Below are 19,518 nucleotides of genomic sequence, written 5' to 3' on the forward strand. Positions count from 1 at the left end.
AGATACATCCCATCGACTAACGAGATCTGTCCGACACATCAGATTTCCGCAACCGCGTCGAAACGCTGTTTCTCAGTCGATCTTACCTTTGCCGACCTCAAGGTATCGAGCCTCAAACCTCGATATACCGCGCCGCATACTCCACCGGGAAATTGACCGATCGCGCGATGAAGCAATGCGCGTGGATCCGCCCATGGATGGCATCCGCCACCGCCAGATCGCTCCCCGCGACCAGCTCGATCCTGGGCCGCAGCACCGCCTTGACGAAGCGCCCCGTGCCATCGGGCGCGCTTTCGCCGAGCCCAAGCGGGTCGTCGGTATAGGCGGTCACCACCACCCCGGCCACGCTCGCGAGATGCAGATACCAAAGCATGTGGCAGCCCGAGAGCGTCGCCAGCAGCAGGTCCTCGGGGTTGGGCAGCCCCGGATCGCCGCCGAGCAGTGGATCGTTCGAGCAGTCGATCACCGGCTTGCCCGGCGTCACAATCTGCCACGTCCGGTCATAGCCGCGATACTGCCGCGTCCCCTCGCCGCGATTGCCCGTCCAGGCGATCCGCGCGGTGTACTGGTGCTCGGCCATATTATCCCTCGATGATGTGCGGCACGAAGCGCGCGGTGTTGCCGGTGATCGGCCCGTCCTCGCGAATGCCCATGCCCGCCGGCGCGCCATCGACAATCCACGCGCCCAGCACCGGGCGCTGCTCGCCGCTGCCCGGCAGATTGTACAGCGCCTGATAGACGAAGCCTTCCTCGCCATAGTCGCCGCCGGTCTCGGCCAACGTCGCGCCCCCTTTGACCAAAGTGACATTCGCCCCTTCGCGCGCCAGCAACGGCTTGCGGACGTAGTCGCCCGCCAGCGGCACGCGCCGCGTCTCCAGCAGATTGGGGTGCCCCGGATACAGCTCCCACAGCACCGCCAGGATCGCCTTGTTGCTCCACAGCATCTTCCAGATCGGCTCGATCCACAGCGTGCTGCTCAGGCTCTCGACCAGATCGCGCCCGAACGGTTCGTTGACCAGCCATTCCCACGGATAGAGATGGAAGATCGCGTCGATAGGTGCGTTGTCGAGATCGACGAAGCGCCGCCCCGCGCTGTCCCAGCCCAGATCCTTCATCTCGATCAGCCGCGTGTCGATCCCCGCCGCGCGCGCGGTATCGGCGAGGTAAGCGGTGGTCACGCTGTCCTCCCCCGCCGCATCCGCGACATGCGCCAGATAGAGCGCGCTGCTCCCCGGCGGCGGCGCGATGTCGCGCCATTTGGCGATCAGCGCGTCGTGCAGGCTGTTATACTGGTCGTGGCTTGGGAAGACCGCTTCCTTCCAGTCCCATTGGATCACCGCCGCCTCGATCAGCGAGGTCGGGGTGTCGCAATTGAACTCGAACAGCTTGGGCGGGCCGGAGCCGTCATAGCCGAGGTCGAACCGCCCGAAATTGAGCGCGGGGGGCTCGGCATTCCACGAATCGTAAATGGCATTGTGGCAGAAAGCGGGAATGCCGAAGTCGCCGAGCAACTCTCGGTCGAGCACATGCTCCCCGGCGGCGAGGAACATCTCGTAGAGCTCGGCACTGGCGCGCTCGATCGTCTCGATCTCGGCCAGCGAAAAGCGATAGCAGGCGCTTTCGTCCCAATAAGGCTGGCCGCCAACGCTGTGCCAGACGAGCCCGAGTTCCTCGACCCGTGCCTGCAAGTCGCGGCGCGGGCTGCAATCGGTGCGGCGCATCACTCGCCCACCCCGCCGCTACCGCCGCGTGCGCTCATCCCGAAGCCGCCGCGCGACACCGTCGCCGAGGAGGCGCGCGCATAGCCGACGCCCGCGCGTGGGGTCGTGTATCCACCCGCCAACGATTGGCCCATCGGCGGCACCATGCTGCCGCGCGACAGATAATACCAGGTCGCCGCCCCGACGATCGCCCCGCCACCGCCATGCCCGCCGCCACTGCGCACGCAATTGGCATCGTCGGTGCGCAGGCCCGCCGCATCGCGGCACACCGCAACATCCGACTTGGCGACATCGGCAGAGGGGCTGCACGCCCCCGCCAGCAACGCCGTCGCCACCGCGCTGGTAATCGGCAAAACCCTCGGATCGAATGTGCGCTTGGCCATGTGTCTGAAACTCCGCTGTTCCATCGACTATAGGGGTACGCACATCGCCCGAATAGCGAATCCGACACCGCAACCAGCCCACTGGCCGCGTCGGCAACCCGCGCCGTGACAAGTAAAGGCCGATCCTAAACGTGGATCGGCGGCATTGCACATCGTGCAACACCGCCGATACGGACCCTGTGTCGTCGTCAGGCCGCCTTAGTGACGAATCCAGCCCCCCTGTTCTACGGTCGCATGGGTCACCGTCGGACGGGCTTTGCCGTTGGCGCGCGCAGGCTGGGCCACCACCCGTTTCGCGGACGTGTCGACTTTGAACTGCGACGCTTGCTCGCTCAGCGACACCACTTCGGTCGACAGGTTGCGCGCGGCGGCAGAGGTTTCCTCCACCATCGCCGCATTCTGTTGAGTCGAACGGTCCATTTCGTTGATCGCCGCGCTGATCTCGGTGATCGCCGACGATTGCGCCTGGCTGTCCGATGCCATTGAGCCGAGCAGCTTATGCACCGCATCGACATCGCCAGCGATGTTCGCCAGCGCCACATCGACCCGCTCGACCGCCTTCACCGCCGTCACAATCTCGGTTTGCGTCACGGTCAGCTGGTCACGCGCGCGCTTCGCTTCCTCCTCGGCGCGCATGGCGAGCGCGCTCACCAGATCGGCAACGACGGCGAAGCCCCGGCCCGCGTCGCCGGCACGCCCCGCCTCAACCGCTGCGTTCATCGCCAGCACCCGCGTCTGGAAGGCGATCTTGTCGAGGCCCTCAATGACGCTGTCGATTCCCTCCGCGCTATGGCTCACCCGGCCCATCGCCTGCACCGCCTCGTCCGCGGTTTCGCGGCCACCGCCGACCGTCGCAATCGCTTGATCGGCCCGCGCGACCGTCTGTCCGGAGGCGACCGCGGTCGCCTTGAGACGATTGTCCATCTGGGCAATCGCGGCAGAGGTTTCCTCAAGGCTTGCCGCATTGCTTTCGGTACGCCGCGCCAGGTCTTCCGATGCCTGAGCAATCTCGCCCGATCCGGTCAAAATGCCCGCCGTGCTTTCCCCCACCGCGCCGATCAGCGTACGCAGATTCAACAGGGCCGAATTGAAGTTGTTCTTCAGCTCGTCAAATTCCGGGGCAAACGTGGTCGTTATGTCGACCGTCAAATCGCCGCGCGACAAACCTCCAAGGTTGGTCAACAACGTTTCGACAACCAGGAGCGATTTCGCCTGCTCCTCTGCGCGCCGCGCAATGCTGACTTTGAGGTCCCCCTGCATCTTCCGCAAGGATTCGGCCAGAGTGCCGACCTCATCGACCTGCTGGATATGCAAGGTTTGATCGAGCTGTTCGCGCGCGATGCCATCGGCAAACTCGGCGCATTCGCGGATCGGGCGGGCAATACGGGCAGCGGCCAGGGAAATCGCGAAGATCGCAGCGACGGCTACGCCGAGGCCAAGCACAAGCTGCCAGACGACCCCTGAGATCGCACGTGAACCGAGCGTAGCGCTCAGCGTATCGGCCTGCGCCAGAACCAGAGCGCGTGGCACCGAGATCACCACCGACCATGGGGTCGTACTGCGCCCGAGATGGATCGGCGAATAGACGTCGATATTGGTCTGCTTCGCGTCGTCAAGCACCTTGGCCTCACCCGATCGTACGATCCCTTCCAATTGCGACCAACGCGGATCGACCGACGCGGCCGGCTTTCCGATCGAGGACGGGTCGGCGCTGTTTGCGGCGATCAGGCCGGTATCGCTGACAATCAGCATCACGCCCTTGCCCGAAAACAGCGAGCTATTGGTCTTGATCGCCAATTTCTGCAGAAAATCGAGATCGTAATCCGCACCGGCAACGCCCACGAACTTGCCGCCGACCGAGATCGGCACCGACATCGTCGCCAGAAATACGCGCTTGCCCTGCACCGTATAGGGCAACGGGCCAAGGATGCTTTCCTGATTGTTGGTGCGCGGCCCAAGATACCAGCCACCTTTGACCAGTCCGTTGGGATGGCGTTCGGCGCTGTTATATTCGACCAGCGGCTGGATCGCGACGCTGCCATTGGCCGCGCGCGTCCAATAAGGCAGATAGCGTCCGCTATCGTCCGATCCCTTCGCGCGATTATTGACGAAGGCGGCGTCCGCGCCGTCGATCGCATTCGGCTCCCATGCCGAATAGGTGCCGTTAAAGCCGGGGTTTTGTTCCAGAACCCGCCGCATGATCGCGTTGAACTGGTCGCGCCGTGCGCCGCTCGGCGTGCTATTGACCAAAACCGAGAACGACTGGGCGGTCGTGCGTGCCGCATCGAACGCGACATCCAACGCACCTTTCACCGTGTCCGCTTCGACCGCCGCACGATTTTGCAGGGTATCCTTGGCTTGGCCGCTAACGATCCCACCCACTTCGCTGCCAACAAACAGATGCGAAGTTAGAGCAAATACAGCGCTGAGAAATACGAGTATTGCTACCGTCATTCCCAAACATATTCCGGCAATTATTGCGATCTTTCTCTGTAAAGATCGGATAGAATCGAGACGTTTCATCAAGTTCATTGCATCATCCAGTTTGAAGCGAGTTACCGCCAAGCGATAGGAGACGCGTCACGACAAAGCGAAACGTCAGTTATATTATAGAACAATTGGCAGAAAATCTTAGATTTTTCTGAACAATATTTGAACACTCTCTCCGAATGCCACGGGAAGCCCGGCCCGTGCGGCCGGGAAGTTCGGTACCGCCATCGTCCGGCATGCGGTCGCCATGTTGCACCCCGCGCGCGCCTCGCTTAGGCAGGGCCCCATGAAACTGATCATCGGCAACAAGGCCTATTCCTCCTGGTCGCTGCGCGGCTGGCTTGCGTGCAAGCAATCGGGCCTGCTGTTCGAGGAAGCGGTCGTGCCGCTGTACGATGCCGAATGGGACAAGCGCCGCGAGGGCGACGAATTCGCGCCCTCCTCGGGCAAGGTGCCGATCCTGTGGGACGGCGATGCGGTGGTGTGGGACAGCCTCGCCATCGTCGAATATCTGGCGGAAAAGACCAGCCGCGACCTGTTCTGGCCCGATGACACTGCAGCCCGCGCTATGGCGCGATCGATGGCGGCGGAAATGCACTCCAGCTTCACCGCGCTGCGCCGCAAGCACAGCATGAACGTGCGCCAGATCTTCCCGGCGCGCCGCCCCGACGACGACGTGCTCGCCGATCTGCAGCGGATCATGGAACTTTGGGCGCAGGCGCGCGCGCGCTTCGGCGGCGAAGGCGATTTCCTGTTCGGCGCGTTCGGGGCGGCGGACATCATGTATGCCCCCGTCGTGACCCGCATTGTCACCTACAGCTTACCCGTCGCGCGCTTCGCGACCTCCTATATGGATGCAGTGCTCCACCACCCCTTCATGCAGGACTGGATCCCCTCGGCGCAGGAAGAGGAATGGGTGATCGAGCAGTTCGAACAGCCCGCCGCCAAGACCTAAATTCAGGGCCTGACGCTCAGGGCAGGCGCGCCGTCGCGTATGGCGTACCGTCCTTATGCTCATAGCCGTCGACGGTGAAACGCATGTCGATGTCGGGATACTCCCCGCCGAGCAGCCGCTCGCCCGCTCCGATCGCGACGAACACGCAATCGCTGTCGGTGCGGTTCTGCAAATGGTGCCCGTCGCCCACCCCCGCCGGGAAGGTCGCGATGTCGCCCGCGCGCATCAGCGTCTCGCCGCCATCCTCGACCAGCACCGCCTCGCCCGACAGCATCACCACCATCTCATCCTCGTCGGCATGCCAATGCCGCTGCGACGACCAGGCCCCAGGCTTGAGGGTAACGTGGCTTGCGGCGAAGTGTGTCAGCCCCGTCACCGGTGCCAGCCGACGATACCAGCGCCCCGCCACTGGCGCATCAAATGGGGCTGGATAGCCGGTCGCATTGGTTTGCGGGATTGTGTCGAGATCGAGCTTGGGCAATGTCCCCTCCCATGAATGACCGTCTTCTGCCCGATCCGCTCGACCTCGCCAAGGCGTTGCTCGCTTGCGAAAGCGTAACGCCCGCGCAAGGCGCGGTGTTCGATGTGCTGGAGGCGGCATTGCTGCCGCTCGGTTTCACGGTTGACCGCTCCATCGTTGGTTCCGCGCCCGACGGACCGGTCGAAAACCTGCTGGCGACGCGCGGCGGGCGTGGCACGCACCTGGCCTTTGCCGGGCATCTCGACGTCGTGCCGCCGGGCGAAGGGTGGACCAGCGGCGCGTTCGCTCCTGAAGTGCGCGGCGGGCTGCTGCACGGGCGCGGCGCGGTCGACATGAAGGGGGCGATCGCAGCCTTCGTCGCAGCAATCCCGGTCGAGCCCGGCATTCCGCTCAGTCTCATCATCACCGGCGATGAGGAAGGGCCCGCCATTTTCGGCACGCGCGCACTGATCGAACGAATGGCGGAAAACGGCGTGCGGCCCGATTTGTGCCTGGTCGGCGAGCCGACCTCCACCGCGCGGCTGGGCGATACCCTTAAGATCGGGCGACGCGGATCGGTCAACATCTGGATCGGGGTTCCGGGCAAGCAAGGCCATGTCGCCTATCCGCACCTGGCCGACAATCCGATCCCGCGCCTGGTCGCGATGCTCGCCGAAATCGACGCGATCGTGCTCGATGCCGGTAACGCGTGGTTTCAGCCTTCCAACATCGAGGTGACCGACATCACCGTCGGCAACCCCGCCACCAACGTCATCCCGGCGCGCGCCGAGGCGCGGCTCAGCATCCGCTTCAACGACGAACAGCGCGGCGTCGATCTCGCCGACCGGATCGAGGCGATCGTCAAGCGCCACGATCCCGCCGCCACGATGGTCGCACGCATTTCGGGCGAAGCGTTCCTCACCGCCCCCGGCCCCTTCTCAGACCTGATCGGCGATGCAATCGCGGCGCAGACCGGCATCCGCCCCGAACTCTCCACCACCGGCGGCACCTCCGACGCGCGCTTCCTGTCGGCACTGTGCCCGACGGTGGAATTCGGCCTGCTCAACGCGACGATGCACAAACTCGATGAAGCGGTAGCACTCGACGATCTACTCGCGCTGAGCCGAATCTACCGCGACATAATCGTGCGCGTCGCCGCGCTCTAAGCGATTCAAACGACTCAAAATTCCCCGCGACTCGTGGTGATTCCTCGGTTTGTGTGGACGCGAGTCCGCAGAATGGGTAAGCTCGGGCTTAACCATAACGGCACGCGGGCATGGCGATCGACCCCTGGTTCCCAATTGCAATCGTCTGCAGCCTGGCAGGATACGGATCGTATCTCGCCGGGCTGCGACGGCAATTGGTACAACCCAATCGCGCCTCCTGGCTGATCTGGACGGCAGCGACGGCGGTCGAGGCCGCCACCTATGCGGCAGTCAACCCAGCGGCGCTGCAAGGCTGGGTGTTCGCGCTCTCCACGCTCGCGTGTCTGCTGGTGACGATCGGGATCTGGCGGCGTTCGGTGTGGAGCGCGCCGTCGCGCGGCGAAGTGGCCTGCACCGCCGCGTGCCTCGCCGCGCTGCTAGTGTGGATCGTGTCGCGCAATGCCTTTTGGGCGCACATGTTGGTGGTCGCCGCCGTCCCCGTCAGCTTCTGGCCGACCTGGCAAAGCGTGATGGAAGACCGCACGCGCGAACGCTCACCCGCATGGGGACTGTGGACGATCGGCGATCTGGCGACCTTGCTGGTGGCGACGCGCAATGGCGACCAACATGCCGGGGAATATGTCTATATCCTGGTCGAACTGCTCTGCCACGCCAGCGTGTGGTTCATGGTCGGGCTGGCGACGATCAACCCGCTGCGCTCGCTCGGTTTCCGCGACGGGCGCTTCTACGTGCTGGACGCTTATGCCCCCACCGCCAATCTGTTCGCGGTCGGCGAGACGCATCTGGGCAAGGCGGTCTATGCCGCGCAAGGCTTTGCCGAAGGCGACGAGATCATCCGCTTCACCGGTCGCCGCTTCCGCGCCGATCGCGTGCCGAGCCTGATGCGCGGATCGAGCGACCGCTTCGTCCAGGTAACCCCCGAACATTATATGGGTCCCTCTGGCCGTATCGACGATCTCATCAACCATAGCTGTTCGCCCAATGCCGGGCTGCGCTTTGGCGGCACCAGCGTCGTGCTGGTCGCGACCCGCGACATCGCGCCCGGCGAAGAAATCGCCTGGGATTATTCGACCACGCTCGCCGAATCGAACTGGCACATGATCTGTCAGTGCCGCAGCCCGGAGTGCCGCCGCGTGATCGGCAATTTTTCCACACTGTCGCCCGAGCGGCAGGAATGGTTCCGCGCGCGCAACCTCGTCGCGCCCTATTTGCGGCGCAAGGACGAGATCGCCCCGCTGCGCGACCGCGCCGCCTAAGCCCCCGCCAACATCGCGCGGATCCGCGCGGCCAGCGTGTCCATCGCGAACGGCTTGGCGATCAACGCCATACCAGGTTCGAGCGGACCATCCCCGACCACCGCATTTTCGGCAAAGCCCGTGATGAACAGCACGGGCAGTTCGGGGCGGGACGCGCGCGCGGCATCGGCGACCTGCCGCCCGTTCATACCGCCGGGCAAGCCGACATCGGTGATAAGCAAATCGATTCGTCCCTGCGATTTCAGCACCTTAAGTGCCTGCTCGCCGGTTTCGGTCTCGATCGCCGAATAACCGAGTTCTCCGAGCAACTCCATGACGAGCATCCGCACGGTCGGCTCGTCATCGACCACCAGCACCGTTTCGCCCGCACCGACCGGGATCGCGGTCCCGGCCCCGGCGGCGATCAAGTCCGCCGCCTCGCCGATATGGCGCGGCAGCAGAAGCGTCATAGTCGTGCCCTGGTCGCGCACGGAATCGATCTGCACATGCCCGCCCGATTGTCGCACAAAGCCATAGATCATCGACAGGCCAAGTCCCGTTCCCTGCCCCATCGGCTTGGTCGTAAAGAACGGATCGAACGCCCGCGCGATCACTTCGGGGCTCATGCCCGTGCCGGTGTCGGCGACGCTGAGCGCGAGATAGGGGCCTGGCGGCACGTCACGCTCGCCCGCCGCTTTCTCGTCTAGCACGACATTGTGCGTGGCGATCGTCACCATGCCGCCATCGGGCATGGCATCGCGCGCGTTGATGCACAGGTTGAGCAAGGCGTTCTCAAGCTGGTTGGCGTCGGCCAGGATCGGCCAGCTATCGGCGGGCGTCACCACGTCGAGCACGATGCTGGGGCCGAGCGTCCCGCGCACCAGATCTTCCATCCCCGCAATCAGCTTCGCCACATCGGTCGGTCGGGGGTCGAGCGGTTGACGGCGCGAGAAGGCGAGCAACCGATGCGTCAGTGCAGCCGCGCGCGCGGCTCCGGATTGCGCCGCGCCGATATAGCGCGGCAGATCGTCGATCCGCCCCTGGTTCAGGCGAAGCTGCATCAGCTCCAGCGCGCCCGAGATGCCGGTCAGCAGATTGTTGAAATCGTGCGCGAGGCCGCCGGTCAATTGTCCGACCGCCTCCATCTTCTGGGATTGCCGCAGCCGCTCCTCCAATTCGCGCTGGCGGCTGACGTCGACGCCGACACCGACGACCTTGCCCGGCTTGCCGTCCGGGTCGCGCAGCACGTGGTTGCGCGCCATGATCCAGCGCACACTGCCGTCGGGCAGTTGCAGACGATATTCATTGGCACCGTCGCCGCCAGTCGCACGGACATGCGCGATTGTGGCCTGCATCTTGGGCAGGTCCTCCGGGTGGATGCGCGCCATCACGTCCGCCAGCGTAACGCCCCGCGCCACATGCTCCGGGCTGAAACCGTATAGCGCGGCAAACTCGCTATCGCTCTCGAAACGGTCGTTCGCCAGATCGTAGGTCCACACCCCCACCCCGTTCATCGCCTGCAGCACCATCCGCGTGCGCGTTTCGGCCGCCAGCAACTCCTGATGCTGTCGCCGCTCCTCGGTAATGTCGCGGGCGCTGGTGTAGAGTCGGTCCCCGAACAGCGTGGTTTGCCACGCAAAGGTCCGGTAGTCGCCCGCCCTGGTCCGCAAGCGCTTCTCCAGCCGGTGGGTCGTTTCGGCGGCGGCGATGCGTGCGATCTCGGCGGCACTGCCACCAGTGTCTTCGGGATGGCGCAACCATTGCGAATCGCGGCCCAGGATATGTTCGGCGGACCATCCCAGCGCGCGTTCCCAGGCAGGGTTGATCGACAGCCACCGACCATCGCGCGTGGCAATCCCCAGCAAATCCTCGCTCACCTCCCACAGCCGGTCGCGCTCGGCGGTCCGCGCTGCGACTTCGCCAGCCAGGTCCGCATTCAACGCCCGCAGCCGCTCGACCGCCCGCACGCGCGCGACTGCGTCCCAACTCAATTCCGCAACTTCCTCAATCAGTGCGATTTCGTTGCCGGTCCAGTTTCGCGGCTCCGCATGGCTAAGATAGAAGCCGCCTTGCCATTCGCCGCCACGAAGCAAGGGTACCGTGACCCCGGCTCGGCTGCCGACCAGGCCCAGCGCCTCCGCAGGCGGTGCATCACGGTCATCCGGCATGCCGAACGCGATCGTCTCGCCTGTCCGCATGGCAGCGTCCCAGCGCGCCCCGAAAACAGCCGCAGGGATCGGCCGCGTAAGCGGCGACAATGCTCCACCAACCCAACTCGGCCCATATTCGACGACGTGATCCGGGGTCACATCGAAGAAGCCCGCCCGGTCAACGCCCAGATATTGGCCGACCGCTTCCGCCGTCAGGTGCATAACCTCGGCGGAATCGCGCTGAACCCGCTGCTGTTCGACAAGGTGCAAAACGAAATCCCGCTCGGATTTCGCCGCGATTAGCGCGCGTTCGTTCAGCACTTGCGCGGTGACCTCAAGCCCCTGGTTAAGGATGCCGTGGGCCACCCCGTCCTCGTTCAGAATAGGTGAACTGTTATAGCTCCAGAAGGTCTCGGTCAGCGCACCTCCGCGCACCATCATCAGACGTTGGGCGACATGCGAGATCCCCTCACCGGCCGCCAACGTCTCGCGGAACTGGGCACCAAGCACCGGCCAGATGTCGGGGCGGGCCTCCGCCGCCGGTCGGCCCAGCGCCCAGGGGTGGTTGTCCGCGAGCACGGTCCACGCATCGTTGTAGAGCAGCAGGAATTCGGAGCCCCAGTAGATCGCAGTCGGGAAGCTGGAACGCAAACAGAGCCCAACGCTAAGCTTCAAGGCGGCGGGCCAATCCTGCGGGGGCCCGAGCGGATGCGACGCCCAATCGAAATCGCGCAGCAGCGCCCCGACCGCGCCGCCGCCGTCGAGAAAACGCACGCCCTCTCTGCTTGTCGCTGGGTCGGCTTTCTGATCCTGGGGTGCCATAACTTTGGTCTCGAACGCTGGCTTAAGCCGGACGGTGCGACGACTGGCGCCAGCCCAACCGTGCGGACCAGCATCGACCCTGTCAACATACTACCGTTTTAGCGCAACTGGCGCGAGACGCGGGCTTACGATAAGAAGTTTCATTCGAAACCACATTGAGGCCAGACTCGCGATGCCGCTCCATGACCTTGCTCATTATGGCCTGTCTGCCGAACGCGGATTCCTGTCGCCCCATGAAATCGACGAGATCGCATTGCCCGGGGACTTTGGCCCGATCGAGGAGGCGGCCGCCAAGCTGTCCGGACTGGTGACCACCGGCCGGGTTCGCCACTGGCTCGATGCCTTGCCCACTCCCGATATCGCTGCCTTCCTCGCCACCGCCGCCGATGCGGAAATCGGGCGTGCGATGGTGCGCTATTCCTTTCTCGTTCAGGCTTATGTGTGGGGGGAGCCGACGCCACTCGACCGGCTGCCCGCCAATCTCGCCGTGCCGTTTGTCGCGCTGGCGGACCGGATCGGCTTCCCGCCGGTGATGAACTATGCGGGTTATGTGCTCGACAATTGGTATCGGCTCGACAAGAGCGGCCCGATCGCCCTCGAAAATCTGGTAATGGATCAGCATTTCGCGGGTGGTCAGGACGAAAACTGGTTCGTGCTGGTCCATGTCGCGATCGAGGCCGAGGCAGGCCGCGCACTCGAACTGGCGGTGAAGCTGGTCCAGGCCAGCGATACCGGCGATGCCGCCGCGGTCGAGGCACTGCTGCTGGACATGCACGCGGTATGGGATGCGATCAACGCGATCTTCGATCGCATGGTCGAGAAGTGCGACCCCTATATCTACTTCAATCGGGTGCGCCCCTATATCAACGGCTGGAAGAACAATCCGGCGATGCCCGGCGGGCTGATCTATGACGGGGTCGCCCGTTTCGACGGCAAGCCGCAGGCACTACGCGGACAAACCGGATCGCAAAGCTCGATCGTGCCAACGATGGATGCGCTCTTTCAAGTCGTCCATTCCGGCGACGAGCTACGCGATTTTCTGCTCGAGCTGCATCAATACCGCCCGCGTACGCACCGCGCCTTTATCGAGGATATGCAGGCGGCAAGCGGCCTGCGCGCCTTCGCCGTGACACAGTCGCCGACGCTGAAAGCGGCGTTCAACGCTTGTGTCGAGCAAGTCGCGCGCTTCCGTAGCCGTCACCTCGAATATGCCGCCGCTTATATCAACAAGCAGGCGAGCAATGCTGCGGGCAACGATCCCGATGTCGGCACTGGCGGCACGCCCTTCATGAAATATCTGAAGAAGCACCGCGACGAGAATCGCGCGCAGGTGATCTGATCGGGCGGGCGCGCAATCGCCTAGAGCGCGCCCAGGTCGATCTCTCCGAAACGGTCGAGCGCAGCGTCTGCGGCGGGCATCGGATATTTCAGGCCCGTGGCGCAATTGAACAGCACGACCCGCTCATCCTCATCCACTTCGCCCGTGCGCAGCGCCTCGCGATAGGCAGCGAGCGTCGCGCCGCCTTCCGGGCACAGCAACAGGCCATCTTTCCTGGCGCAATCGTCGACCGCCTTCAGGATCGCGGGATCGCCGACGCCGAGCGCCTTGCCGCCGCTTTCGCGCACCGCGCGCAGGATCAGGAAATCGCCGACCGCCTTGGGCACGCGGATCCCTGCAGCGACGGTAGCGGCGTCCTCCCAGCGTTCGGCATGCTCCTCGCCCGCCTCGAACGCGCGGACGATCGGCGCGCAGCCGCTCGCCTGCACGGCATACATGCGCGGGCGTTCGGACCCGATCCAGCCGAGCTGTTCGAGTTCGTCGAACGCCTTCCACATGCCGATCAGGCCGGTGCCGCCGCCGGTTGGATAGAAGATCGCATCGGGCAGCTTCCAGTCGAACTGCGCGGCCAGCTCCAGCCCCATCGTCTTCTTGCCCTCGATCCGGTAGGGCTCCTTCAGCGTCGAGAAATCGAACCAGCGGCCTTCCGCCGCGCCTTTGCCGACGATCGCACCGCAATCGTCGATCAGGCCGTTGACGCGGTAGACGCGTGCGCCCTGCGCCGCGATTTCGCGCACGTTGATCTCGGGCGTATCGTCGGGACAGAGCACGATCGTCTCGATCCCGCAGCGCGTGGCATAGGCCGCCAGCGCCGCCCCGGCATTACCGTTGGTCGGCATCGCGATGCGGGTGACGCCAAGCTCCTTGGCCATCGCCACCGCCATCACCAGCCCGCGCGCCTTGAACGATCCGGTCGGCAGCCGCCCCTCGTCCTTCACCAGCACATTGGGACTGCCCGACGAGCGCGGAATCGCGATCAGCGGGGTCTCGATCTCGCCCAGGCTGACGATATCGCGCGTATGCCGCACCGGCAGCAATTCGCGCCAGCGCCACAAATCGGTCGGCCGCGCCGCAATCATCGCCTTGGGGATCGCCGCCTTCACCGCGGCCAGATCATAGCGCACCAGCAACGGCCGCCCAACGCGCGACAGGCCATGAAGCTGGTCCGCCTCATAACGCTCCCCGGTCATCGAACATTCGAGATGCGTGACGAACGTCGCGCGCTCGGCGGTGAGGTTGGGGTTAATGGGCATGGCTCTCGCCTTTCAATTTGGAAATCAGCGCGTTGAAAGCGACCGGCAAGTCCTCGAGACGTTTTGCCGTTTCGGATAGCGCATAATAGCGATCGACGGCGAATCCGACTCCGAGCGCTGCGATATGAATCTCGTGCCCCTGCTCGATAGCGCGGATGGTCGCGCGGAGATGACGCTCGAGATAAGATGGGCCATTATGCAGCAAGGTGATGTCATCGACCGGAGCCCCATCGGACACGACAATAAGTGCTTTGTGAGCCTCGTGACGTTGGCACAACATCCCGGCGGCCCAGACGATCGCTTCGCCGTCGATGTTTTCGCGCAAGAGGTCAGGATACAGCATGGCGGCCCAGTCGTCATCGTCAAACGGACGATCGAAATCCTTGTAGATCACATGCAACAGCGCACAGAGGCGACCGGGACGTTTGGGCTGCCCGTTCCAAAGCCAATCCTGTCGCGCTTTTCCGCCGTGCCAGCCGACCGTCGAAAAGCCAAAAACGGCGATGCGGGCCCCAGCCGCAGTCCACGCCTGGCTGACCCCTCTGACAGTCGCGGCTGTATGGGCAATCGGATCATCGCGCATGGACCCCGATTGATCGACCAAGAGGCAGATTGCCCAATCATCCAGCGGCGGCGGCATCGCAACCCGATCGGTCATCACTGCTTCGATGCCCCGCGCGACGGTTACCTTGCGCTGCCAGATCGTGCCATCGCACAAGGACCAACCCTTTGCCTTAAGAAACGCGTCATTGGCCAACGTGTCGGGCACGTCTCGTCCTCGCAGGACTAGATCATGTTGTGTGGTGTACACTGTGTAGGGTTGATCCCGCTTGTCGGGCACCTCGACCGGTTTTGGTTTGCGTCTGCGGGGAAACGCCCAGGCGACATATCCTATCAGCGCTGCTGCAAAGGCGCAGCTCAGGATGTCGCCTAGAGCGTTCTCCGTAAACGTCACCCCGCCTTCGCCACGCCCACCAACGCCGGCCGCAACAGGCGGTCCTTGATCATATAGCCCGACTGCATTTCCTGCACGACCGTGCCGACCGGCTGGTCGCTCGGCACTTCGAACATCGCCTGGTGGAAATTGGGGTCGAGCTTCTCGCCGATCGTGGTCATCTTCTTGATGCCGTGGCGCTGGAACACCGCTTCCAGTTCGCGACCGGTCGCATCCAGACCCGCGATCAGACCCTTCAGCTTCTCATCCTCGCGCAACTCGGCGGGGATCGCGTCCAGGCCGCGCGCGAGATTGTCGGCGACCGACAGCAAATCGCGCGCGAAAGCAGTCGCGGCATAAGCGCGCGCGTCGGCGGATTCCTTCTCGGCACGACGACGGACATTTTGCGCCTCGGCATGGGCATACAAGACCTGCGACTTGGCATCGGCAAGTTCGGCTTCCAGCTTGGCGACACGCTCTTTCGCGTAATCGTGTTCGGCCACTTCCGGCGCGTCGGTCGCGGTTTCGGCGCGCAGTTCGCTGGTCAAGTTGATCTTTTCGTCTTCGATCATGTCGTCACACTATCCAATTAGCCCATGAGCCGCGCGAGTGTCGCGGCGGTATAATCCACCATGGGCACGACGCGCGCATAGTTCAACCGTGTCGGCCCAATCACACCAACAACGCCGATCACGCGACCATCAAGACCACGGAAGGGTTTGGTGATGACAGATGAACCGGAAAGCGAGAATAATTTGTTCTCCGCACCAATGAAGATGCGCGTCGCATCGCCCGCGCTGGCATTGTCGAGCAGACGCGCGATTTCCTGCTTGCCCTCCAGGTCGTCGAGCAATTCGCGGACACGTTCCAGATCGGCGGCGGCGGCATCGTCGATCAGCCGCGCCTGCCCGCGGACGATCAGCACCGGGCGGCGATCGGCATCCTCGCTCCAGATCGCGAGGCCGCGTTCGACCAGCGTCCGCGCCGCGCCGTCCAGCGCGGCGCGCTCGTCGGCCATCTCCCGCTCGATCCGCGCGCGGGCCTCGGACAAGGTCAGGCCGCCGAGCATGGCGCTCATATAATTGCCAGCCTCGACCAATGCCGATGGTGGCAGGCCGAGGGGGATATCGATCACGCGATTTTCGACCGAGCCATCCTCGCCGACCAGCACGGCCAACGCCTTGTCGGCGGAGAGGGTGACGAAGGTCATTTGCCGCAACACCAGTTCGCGCTTGGTCACCATCACCATACCGGCGCAGGCTGACAGGCCCGACAGCGCCGCCGTCGTCGCCGCGATCGCCTGTTCGACCGGCCCGGCCTGTTCAATCTGGCGCTCGATCGCGGCCCGTTCCTCGGGCGAGGGTTCGAGCGCCTGCATCATGCCATCAACGAACAACCGGAGGCCGTTATCGGTCGGCATCCGCCCGGCACTGGTATGCGGCGCGGCGAGCAGGCCAAGTTCTTCGAGATCCTGCATCACATTGCGGATCGAGGCGGGCGACAAGTTGAGCCCGGACATTTGCGCAATCGTGCGCGAACCGATCGGCGCGCCGGTCGCAAGGTAGCTGTCCACCACCACGCGAAACACGTCGCGGGCGCGGTCGTTGAGTTCGGTGATCGGTGCGGTGGTCATGGTCGGCAATATGGGGCCAACGCGCCGCCCACTCAACCAGCACCCTCAATCGTCTGTCCCTGGGGCTCTGGGGACAGACGCTCAATCGTCGCCGCGATCGCGCTCGACGGTCCACACCTGTTCGCCCGTCACCGTATCGGGAATTGCCCGGCCGGCCGCGTTGCGGGTCGGGCGATAGCGCAGTTTGTCGATGATCAACTGGCAGGTCGCCGCATCGAGCGCGGCATTCCCGCTCGACCGCGTGACCCGGCACGCCGTCACGCGCCCCTTAACACCGACGTCGAATTCGAGCCCGACCTTGCCCGCCACGCCCGCGTCGTACAGCGCGCGCGGCAAATCGCGGTATTTCAGTTCGCCGTGAATCAGTTGCAGCGGGATTTCCCCGCCCCCGCCGCCGTCGCCATCGCCGCCGTCTCCGCTGCCGGTGCCATTGCCCTGCCCGCCACTGCCGGTGCCGGGGCCGCGGACTGGGGCTGCGCCAGCCGAAGGGTCACTGCCGATTCCAGCGATCGGCGCAACGGCAATGGGGGGCGGCTGCGGCGGGCGGATCACCAGCGGCGGCGCAACGACTTCGTTCGCCTTGGCGGTAAGATTGGGGGGTGCGGCCGCGCCCGCCTTGCGCTTCTGCGCCTCATGCGGTGCAGGGACGACGTCGGGCTTGGGCGGCGGCGCGGGCGGCGTGACGACGAAGGCCTTCAAGTCCTCCACCACCTTCGTCCGGAAATCGACCGACAGCCCGCTGATTAGCCCATAGCCGATCGCCAGCACCAGCAGCGCCGCACCGCCTGCACCTTTCAGGCGATCCTGGGTCGAAGGGTGATAGTGCGTCATCGTGACGGCGTGGCTCCGTGAAGTGCCCCCTCAGATAGGGGTGACACTGCCTCAACGCACGGGTACGGCGAGCCGACCATTTTCAGGAGAATATCGATGCGCCCCAGCGGCCGTACCCCCGACCAGATGCGCGCGATCACCATCACGCCCAACTTCACGCGCCATGCCGAGGGATCGGTACTGATCGGCTTCGGCGACACCAAGGTGCTGGTCACCGCCTCGATCGAGGAAAAGGTGCCGCCGTTCCTGCGCGGCAAGGGCGAAGGCTGGGTCACCGCCGAGTACGGCATGCTCCCGCGTGCCACGCACACCCGGGGCAGCCGCGAAGCCGCCAAGGGCAAGCAATCCGGCCGCACCCAGGAAATCCAGCGCCTGATCGGCCGTAGCTTGCGCGCCGTCACCGATCTGAAACTGCTCGGCGAGCGCCAGATCGTGCTCGATTGCGACGTGATCCAGGCCGATGGCGGCACCCGCACCGCCTCGATCTCGGGCGCATGGGTCGCGCTACGCCTCGCCATTGATGGCTTGCTGGCGAGCGGCAAGCTCACCGCCGACCCGCTGACCCAGAAGGTCGCGGCCATCTCTTGCGGCATCTACAAGGGCACGCCCGTGCTCGACCTCGATTATGACGAGGATTCGAACGCCGACGCCGACGCCAATTTCGTTCTGCTCGAAAACGGCAACATCGCCGAAGTGCAGGCGACCGCCGAAGGCGCGACCTATGATGAGGAAGCGCTGCTGCGCTTGCTCCGCCTCGCGCGCATGGGCTGCACCGACATCTTCGCCGCGCAAGCCAAGGCCGTCGCAAAATGACCGAGGCCGTGCCGCCGCAAGCGATCCGCAAGCTCGCCCCCGGCAAGCTCGTCATCGCCAGCCACAATGCCGGCAAGGTGCGCGAGATCAACGCGCTCCTCGCCCCTTATGGCATTGAAGCGATCTCGGCGGCCGAACTCGATTTGCCTGAGCCCGAGGAGACCGGCACCACCTTCGTCGCCAATGCCGAATTGAAGGCGTTGCAGGCGGCGGATCTGTCGGGCCTCCCCGCGCTGGCCGACGATAGCGGCCTGTGCGTCGATGCGCTGGGCGGCGATCCCGGCGTCTACACCGCCAATTGGGCCGAAACGCCCAATGGCCGCGACTGGACGCTGGCGATGACCAAGGTCGAACAAGCGATCGCCGCCAAGGGCCCAGACGCCAGCCGCGACGCGCATTTCGTCTGCGTCCTCGCGCTCGCCTGGCCCGACGGTCACGTCCAATGGTTCGAAGGCCGCGCCGACGGCACGCTCACCTGGCCGCCGCGCGGCGCGGTCGGCTTCGGCTATGATCCGGTGTTCGTGCCGACCGGCAGCGATCTCACCTATGCCGAAATGGACCCGGCGCAGAAGCACGCCATCAGCCACCGCGCCGCGGCGTTCGCGCAGCTGATTGCGGCGGTGCTGTAAACCCCAACCCGTCACCCCGGCCTTGTGCCGGGGACCACCGTGCAAGACGCGCAACGCTAAAAATCGCACGACATCCGCGCGGCTGAGTGGCCCCCGGCACAAGGCCGGGGTGACGAACGGCTAGGGACGCGTCAATCTCCCGCGTGCTGCCCCACCACATTCCCAGGTGGGGTGTAGCGGCACACCAGATAATCATCGCGCGCACTGCTCGCGAGCGCACAGCCCATCTGGCTGGTGCGCCGCCAGATGATCTGCGTGTAATGCGCGACATCCTGCCAGTGGCCGGTCGTACTGATGTCGGGCACTGCGCCGGCGCGATAGCTGCGCCCCTCATCGAGCCAGAGCTGCACCATCTCGTCGTATCGATAGGCCCCGCGCGATCCCATGAAGAGGTTCTCGCCCTCGGCGATTCGCCCGCGCGGCTCGGTCGAATGTTTGAACTCGCGCGTCGCGGCCAGCACTGCGGCATAGCGCGCAGCGTCCTCGGCCAGTTCGGCATTCCACGCCAGCGGCGGTGCGCCGACTGCGGCGCGCGCGCGGTTGTGCCCGTCGAGCATCGCGCGCTGCAGCAGCGATTCTCCCCGCGCGGCGGGCGCTTCGCTCAGCCGTGGCTCGGTTACGCGGGGCGGTTGGTCGGGGTCGGACGCGACGCATCCCATCAGCAATGCCAGCGGTACCAAAGCCAGCCAGTGAACGCGCATCTT

General features: G+C 64.8%; 18 protein-coding genes. 6 read left to right on the top strand and 12 right to left on the bottom strand.

The window, feature by feature from the left end; all coding sequences use genetic code 11:
* Positions 1 to 112: 112 nt before the first annotated feature.
* The 4 genes from EJC47_RS10585 to EJC47_RS10600 all read right to left on the bottom strand — a co-directional run bounded on the left by EJC47_RS10585 (position 113) and on the right by EJC47_RS10600 (position 4,486).
* On the bottom strand, positions 113 to 580 hold the full coding sequence (locus EJC47_RS10585) for an OsmC family protein (protein WP_126847484.1): 468 nt from the start codon (positions 578 to 580) through the stop codon (positions 113 to 115).
* A gap of 1 nt (position 581) precedes the next feature.
* Entirely contained in the window at positions 582 to 1,721 is a 1,140-nt protein-coding gene (locus EJC47_RS10590; protein WP_126847728.1) for a glutathionylspermidine synthase family protein, read from the bottom strand.
* On the bottom strand, positions 1,721 to 2,104 hold the full coding sequence (locus tag EJC47_RS10595) for a hypothetical protein (protein WP_126847486.1): 384 nt from the start codon (positions 2,102 to 2,104) through the stop codon (positions 1,721 to 1,723). The genes EJC47_RS10590 and EJC47_RS10595 overlap by 1 nt, the downstream gene beginning before the upstream one ends.
* Before the next feature lie 198 nt (positions 2,105 to 2,302).
* Complete coding sequence (locus tag EJC47_RS10600; RefSeq protein ID WP_126847488.1) at positions 2,303 to 4,486, bottom strand: methyl-accepting chemotaxis protein; 2,184 nt, start codon at positions 4,484 to 4,486, stop codon at positions 2,303 to 2,305.
* A gap of 394 nt (positions 4,487 to 4,880) precedes the next feature.
* Between EJC47_RS10600 and EJC47_RS10605 the strand changes: the two genes are divergently transcribed.
* Complete coding sequence (locus EJC47_RS10605; RefSeq protein WP_126847491.1) at positions 4,881 to 5,549, top strand: glutathione S-transferase family protein; 669 nt, start codon at positions 4,881 to 4,883, stop codon at positions 5,547 to 5,549.
* Between the two features lie 16 nt (positions 5,550 to 5,565).
* Here the strand turns inward: EJC47_RS10605 and EJC47_RS10610 are convergent, their stop codons facing one another.
* The gene (locus tag EJC47_RS10610) at positions 5,566 to 6,030 is read right to left on the bottom strand and encodes a cupin domain-containing protein (protein WP_185867638.1); all 465 of its coding nucleotides are present in this window, start codon (positions 6,028 to 6,030) and stop codon (positions 5,566 to 5,568) included.
* 11 nt (positions 6,031 to 6,041) lie between these two features.
* On the opposite strand from EJC47_RS10610, the gene dapE reads away from it, so the two are divergent.
* Complete coding sequence (gene dapE, locus EJC47_RS10615) at positions 6,042 to 7,175, top strand: succinyl-diaminopimelate desuccinylase (protein ID WP_126847495.1); 1,134 nt, start codon at positions 6,042 to 6,044, stop codon at positions 7,173 to 7,175.
* A gap of 110 nt (positions 7,176 to 7,285) precedes the next feature.
* Complete coding sequence (locus EJC47_RS10620; protein ID WP_126847497.1) at positions 7,286 to 8,431, top strand: SET domain-containing protein; 1,146 nt, start codon at positions 7,286 to 7,288, stop codon at positions 8,429 to 8,431.
* On the opposite strand, the gene EJC47_RS10625 is transcribed toward EJC47_RS10620, so the two are convergent.
* The gene (locus tag EJC47_RS10625; protein ID WP_260591539.1) at positions 8,428 to 11,334 is read right to left on the bottom strand and encodes a PAS domain-containing protein; all 2,907 of its coding nucleotides are present in this window, start codon (positions 11,332 to 11,334) and stop codon (positions 8,428 to 8,430) included. The two genes, EJC47_RS10620 and EJC47_RS10625, sit on opposite strands and share 4 nt — an antisense overlap.
* Before the next feature lie 220 nt (positions 11,335 to 11,554).
* Between EJC47_RS10625 and EJC47_RS10630 the strand changes: the two genes are divergently transcribed.
* Positions 11,555 to 12,721, top strand: coding sequence for an indoleamine 2,3-dioxygenase (locus tag EJC47_RS10630; RefSeq protein WP_126847501.1), 1,167 nt, complete (start codon positions 11,555 to 11,557; stop codon positions 12,719 to 12,721).
* A gap of 20 nt (positions 12,722 to 12,741) precedes the next feature.
* Here EJC47_RS10630 and EJC47_RS10635 read toward each other — a convergent pair whose 3' ends face one another.
* The 5 genes from EJC47_RS10635 to EJC47_RS10655 form a co-directional block, all read right to left on the bottom strand.
* Positions 12,742 to 13,974, bottom strand: coding sequence for a threonine synthase (locus EJC47_RS10635; RefSeq protein WP_126847503.1), 1,233 nt, complete (start codon positions 13,972 to 13,974; stop codon positions 12,742 to 12,744).
* Entirely contained in the window at positions 13,964 to 14,614 is a 651-nt protein-coding gene (locus tag EJC47_RS10640; RefSeq protein ID WP_185867640.1) for a cobaltochelatase CobT-related protein, read from the bottom strand. Before EJC47_RS10640 ends, EJC47_RS10635 begins: the two co-directional genes overlap by 11 nt.
* Before the next feature lie 311 nt (positions 14,615 to 14,925).
* Positions 14,926 to 15,480 carry a nucleotide exchange factor GrpE gene (gene grpE / locus EJC47_RS10645; RefSeq protein ID WP_033964290.1) on the bottom strand — a complete coding sequence of 185 codons (555 nt, stop codon included), beginning with the start codon at positions 15,478 to 15,480 and terminating at the stop codon, positions 14,926 to 14,928.
* 17 nt (positions 15,481 to 15,497) lie between these two features.
* Positions 15,498 to 16,541: a heat-inducible transcriptional repressor HrcA gene (hrcA, locus tag EJC47_RS10650; protein ID WP_033964289.1), complete on the bottom strand. Its 1,044-nt coding sequence runs from the start codon at positions 16,539 to 16,541 to the stop codon at positions 15,498 to 15,500.
* Positions 16,542 to 16,622: 81 nt separating this feature from the next.
* Positions 16,623 to 17,372: an energy transducer TonB gene (locus tag EJC47_RS10655; RefSeq protein ID WP_033964288.1), complete on the bottom strand. Its 750-nt coding sequence runs from the start codon at positions 17,370 to 17,372 to the stop codon at positions 16,623 to 16,625.
* A 96-nt stretch (positions 17,373 to 17,468) separates the two neighbouring features.
* Here EJC47_RS10655 and rph point away from each other — a divergent pair, with 96 nt between their 5' ends.
* Together rph and rdgB are read left to right on the top strand one after the other, a co-directional pair.
* On the top strand, positions 17,469 to 18,185 hold the full coding sequence (gene rph / locus EJC47_RS10660; RefSeq protein WP_033964287.1) for a ribonuclease PH: 717 nt from the start codon (positions 17,469 to 17,471) through the stop codon (positions 18,183 to 18,185).
* Complete coding sequence (gene rdgB, locus EJC47_RS10665; RefSeq protein ID WP_126847505.1) at positions 18,182 to 18,814, top strand: RdgB/HAM1 family non-canonical purine NTP pyrophosphatase; 633 nt, start codon at positions 18,182 to 18,184, stop codon at positions 18,812 to 18,814. Before rph ends, rdgB begins: the two co-directional genes overlap by 4 nt.
* Before the next feature lie 131 nt (positions 18,815 to 18,945).
* On the opposite strand, the gene EJC47_RS10670 is transcribed toward rdgB, so the two are convergent.
* Positions 18,946 to 19,515, bottom strand: coding sequence for a CAP domain-containing protein (locus tag EJC47_RS10670; RefSeq protein ID WP_126847507.1), 570 nt, complete (start codon positions 19,513 to 19,515; stop codon positions 18,946 to 18,948).
* Between the last annotated feature and the right edge of the window lie 3 nt (positions 19,516 to 19,518).

Source organism: Sphingomonas sp. TF3 (assembly GCF_003985085.1).
In the GTDB taxonomy this organism is placed as follows: Bacteria; Pseudomonadota; Alphaproteobacteria; order Sphingomonadales; family Sphingomonadaceae; genus Sphingomonas.

Coding starts and splice junctions, on each gene's coding strand:
- EJC47_RS10585 (WP_126847484.1), bottom strand. CDS start 580: ATGGCCGAGCACCAGTACACCGCGCGGATCGCCTGGACGGGCAATCGC.
- EJC47_RS10590 (WP_126847728.1), bottom strand. CDS start 1,721: ATGCGCCGCACCGATTGCAGCCCGCGCCGCGACTTGCAGGCACGGGTC.
- EJC47_RS10595 (WP_126847486.1), bottom strand. CDS start 2,104: ATGGCCAAGCGCACATTCGATCCGAGGGTTTTGCCGATTACCAGCGCG.
- EJC47_RS10605 (WP_126847491.1), top strand. CDS start 4,881: ATGAAACTGATCATCGGCAACAAGGCCTATTCCTCCTGGTCGCTGCGC.
- dapE (WP_126847495.1), top strand. CDS start 6,042: ATGAATGACCGTCTTCTGCCCGATCCGCTCGACCTCGCCAAGGCGTTG.
- EJC47_RS10620 (WP_126847497.1), top strand. CDS start 7,286: ATGGCGATCGACCCCTGGTTCCCAATTGCAATCGTCTGCAGCCTGGCA.
- EJC47_RS10630 (WP_126847501.1), top strand. CDS start 11,555: ATGCCGCTCCATGACCTTGCTCATTATGGCCTGTCTGCCGAACGCGGA.
- EJC47_RS10635 (WP_126847503.1), bottom strand. CDS start 13,974: ATGCCCATTAACCCCAACCTCACCGCCGAGCGCGCGACGTTCGTCACG.
- EJC47_RS10640 (WP_185867640.1), bottom strand. CDS start 14,614: ATGCCGCCGCCGCTGGATGATTGGGCAATCTGCCTCTTGGTCGATCAA.
- grpE (WP_033964290.1), bottom strand. CDS start 15,480: ATGATCGAAGACGAAAAGATCAACTTGACCAGCGAACTGCGCGCCGAA.
- hrcA (WP_033964289.1), bottom strand. CDS start 16,541: ATGACCACCGCACCGATCACCGAACTCAACGACCGCGCCCGCGACGTG.
- EJC47_RS10655 (WP_033964288.1), bottom strand. CDS start 17,372: ATGACGCACTATCACCCTTCGACCCAGGATCGCCTGAAAGGTGCAGGC.
- rph (WP_033964287.1), top strand. CDS start 17,469: ATGCGCCCCAGCGGCCGTACCCCCGACCAGATGCGCGCGATCACCATC.
- rdgB (WP_126847505.1), top strand. CDS start 18,182: ATGACCGAGGCCGTGCCGCCGCAAGCGATCCGCAAGCTCGCCCCCGGC.
- EJC47_RS10670 (WP_126847507.1), bottom strand. CDS start 19,515: ATGCGCGTTCACTGGCTGGCTTTGGTACCGCTGGCATTGCTGATGGGA.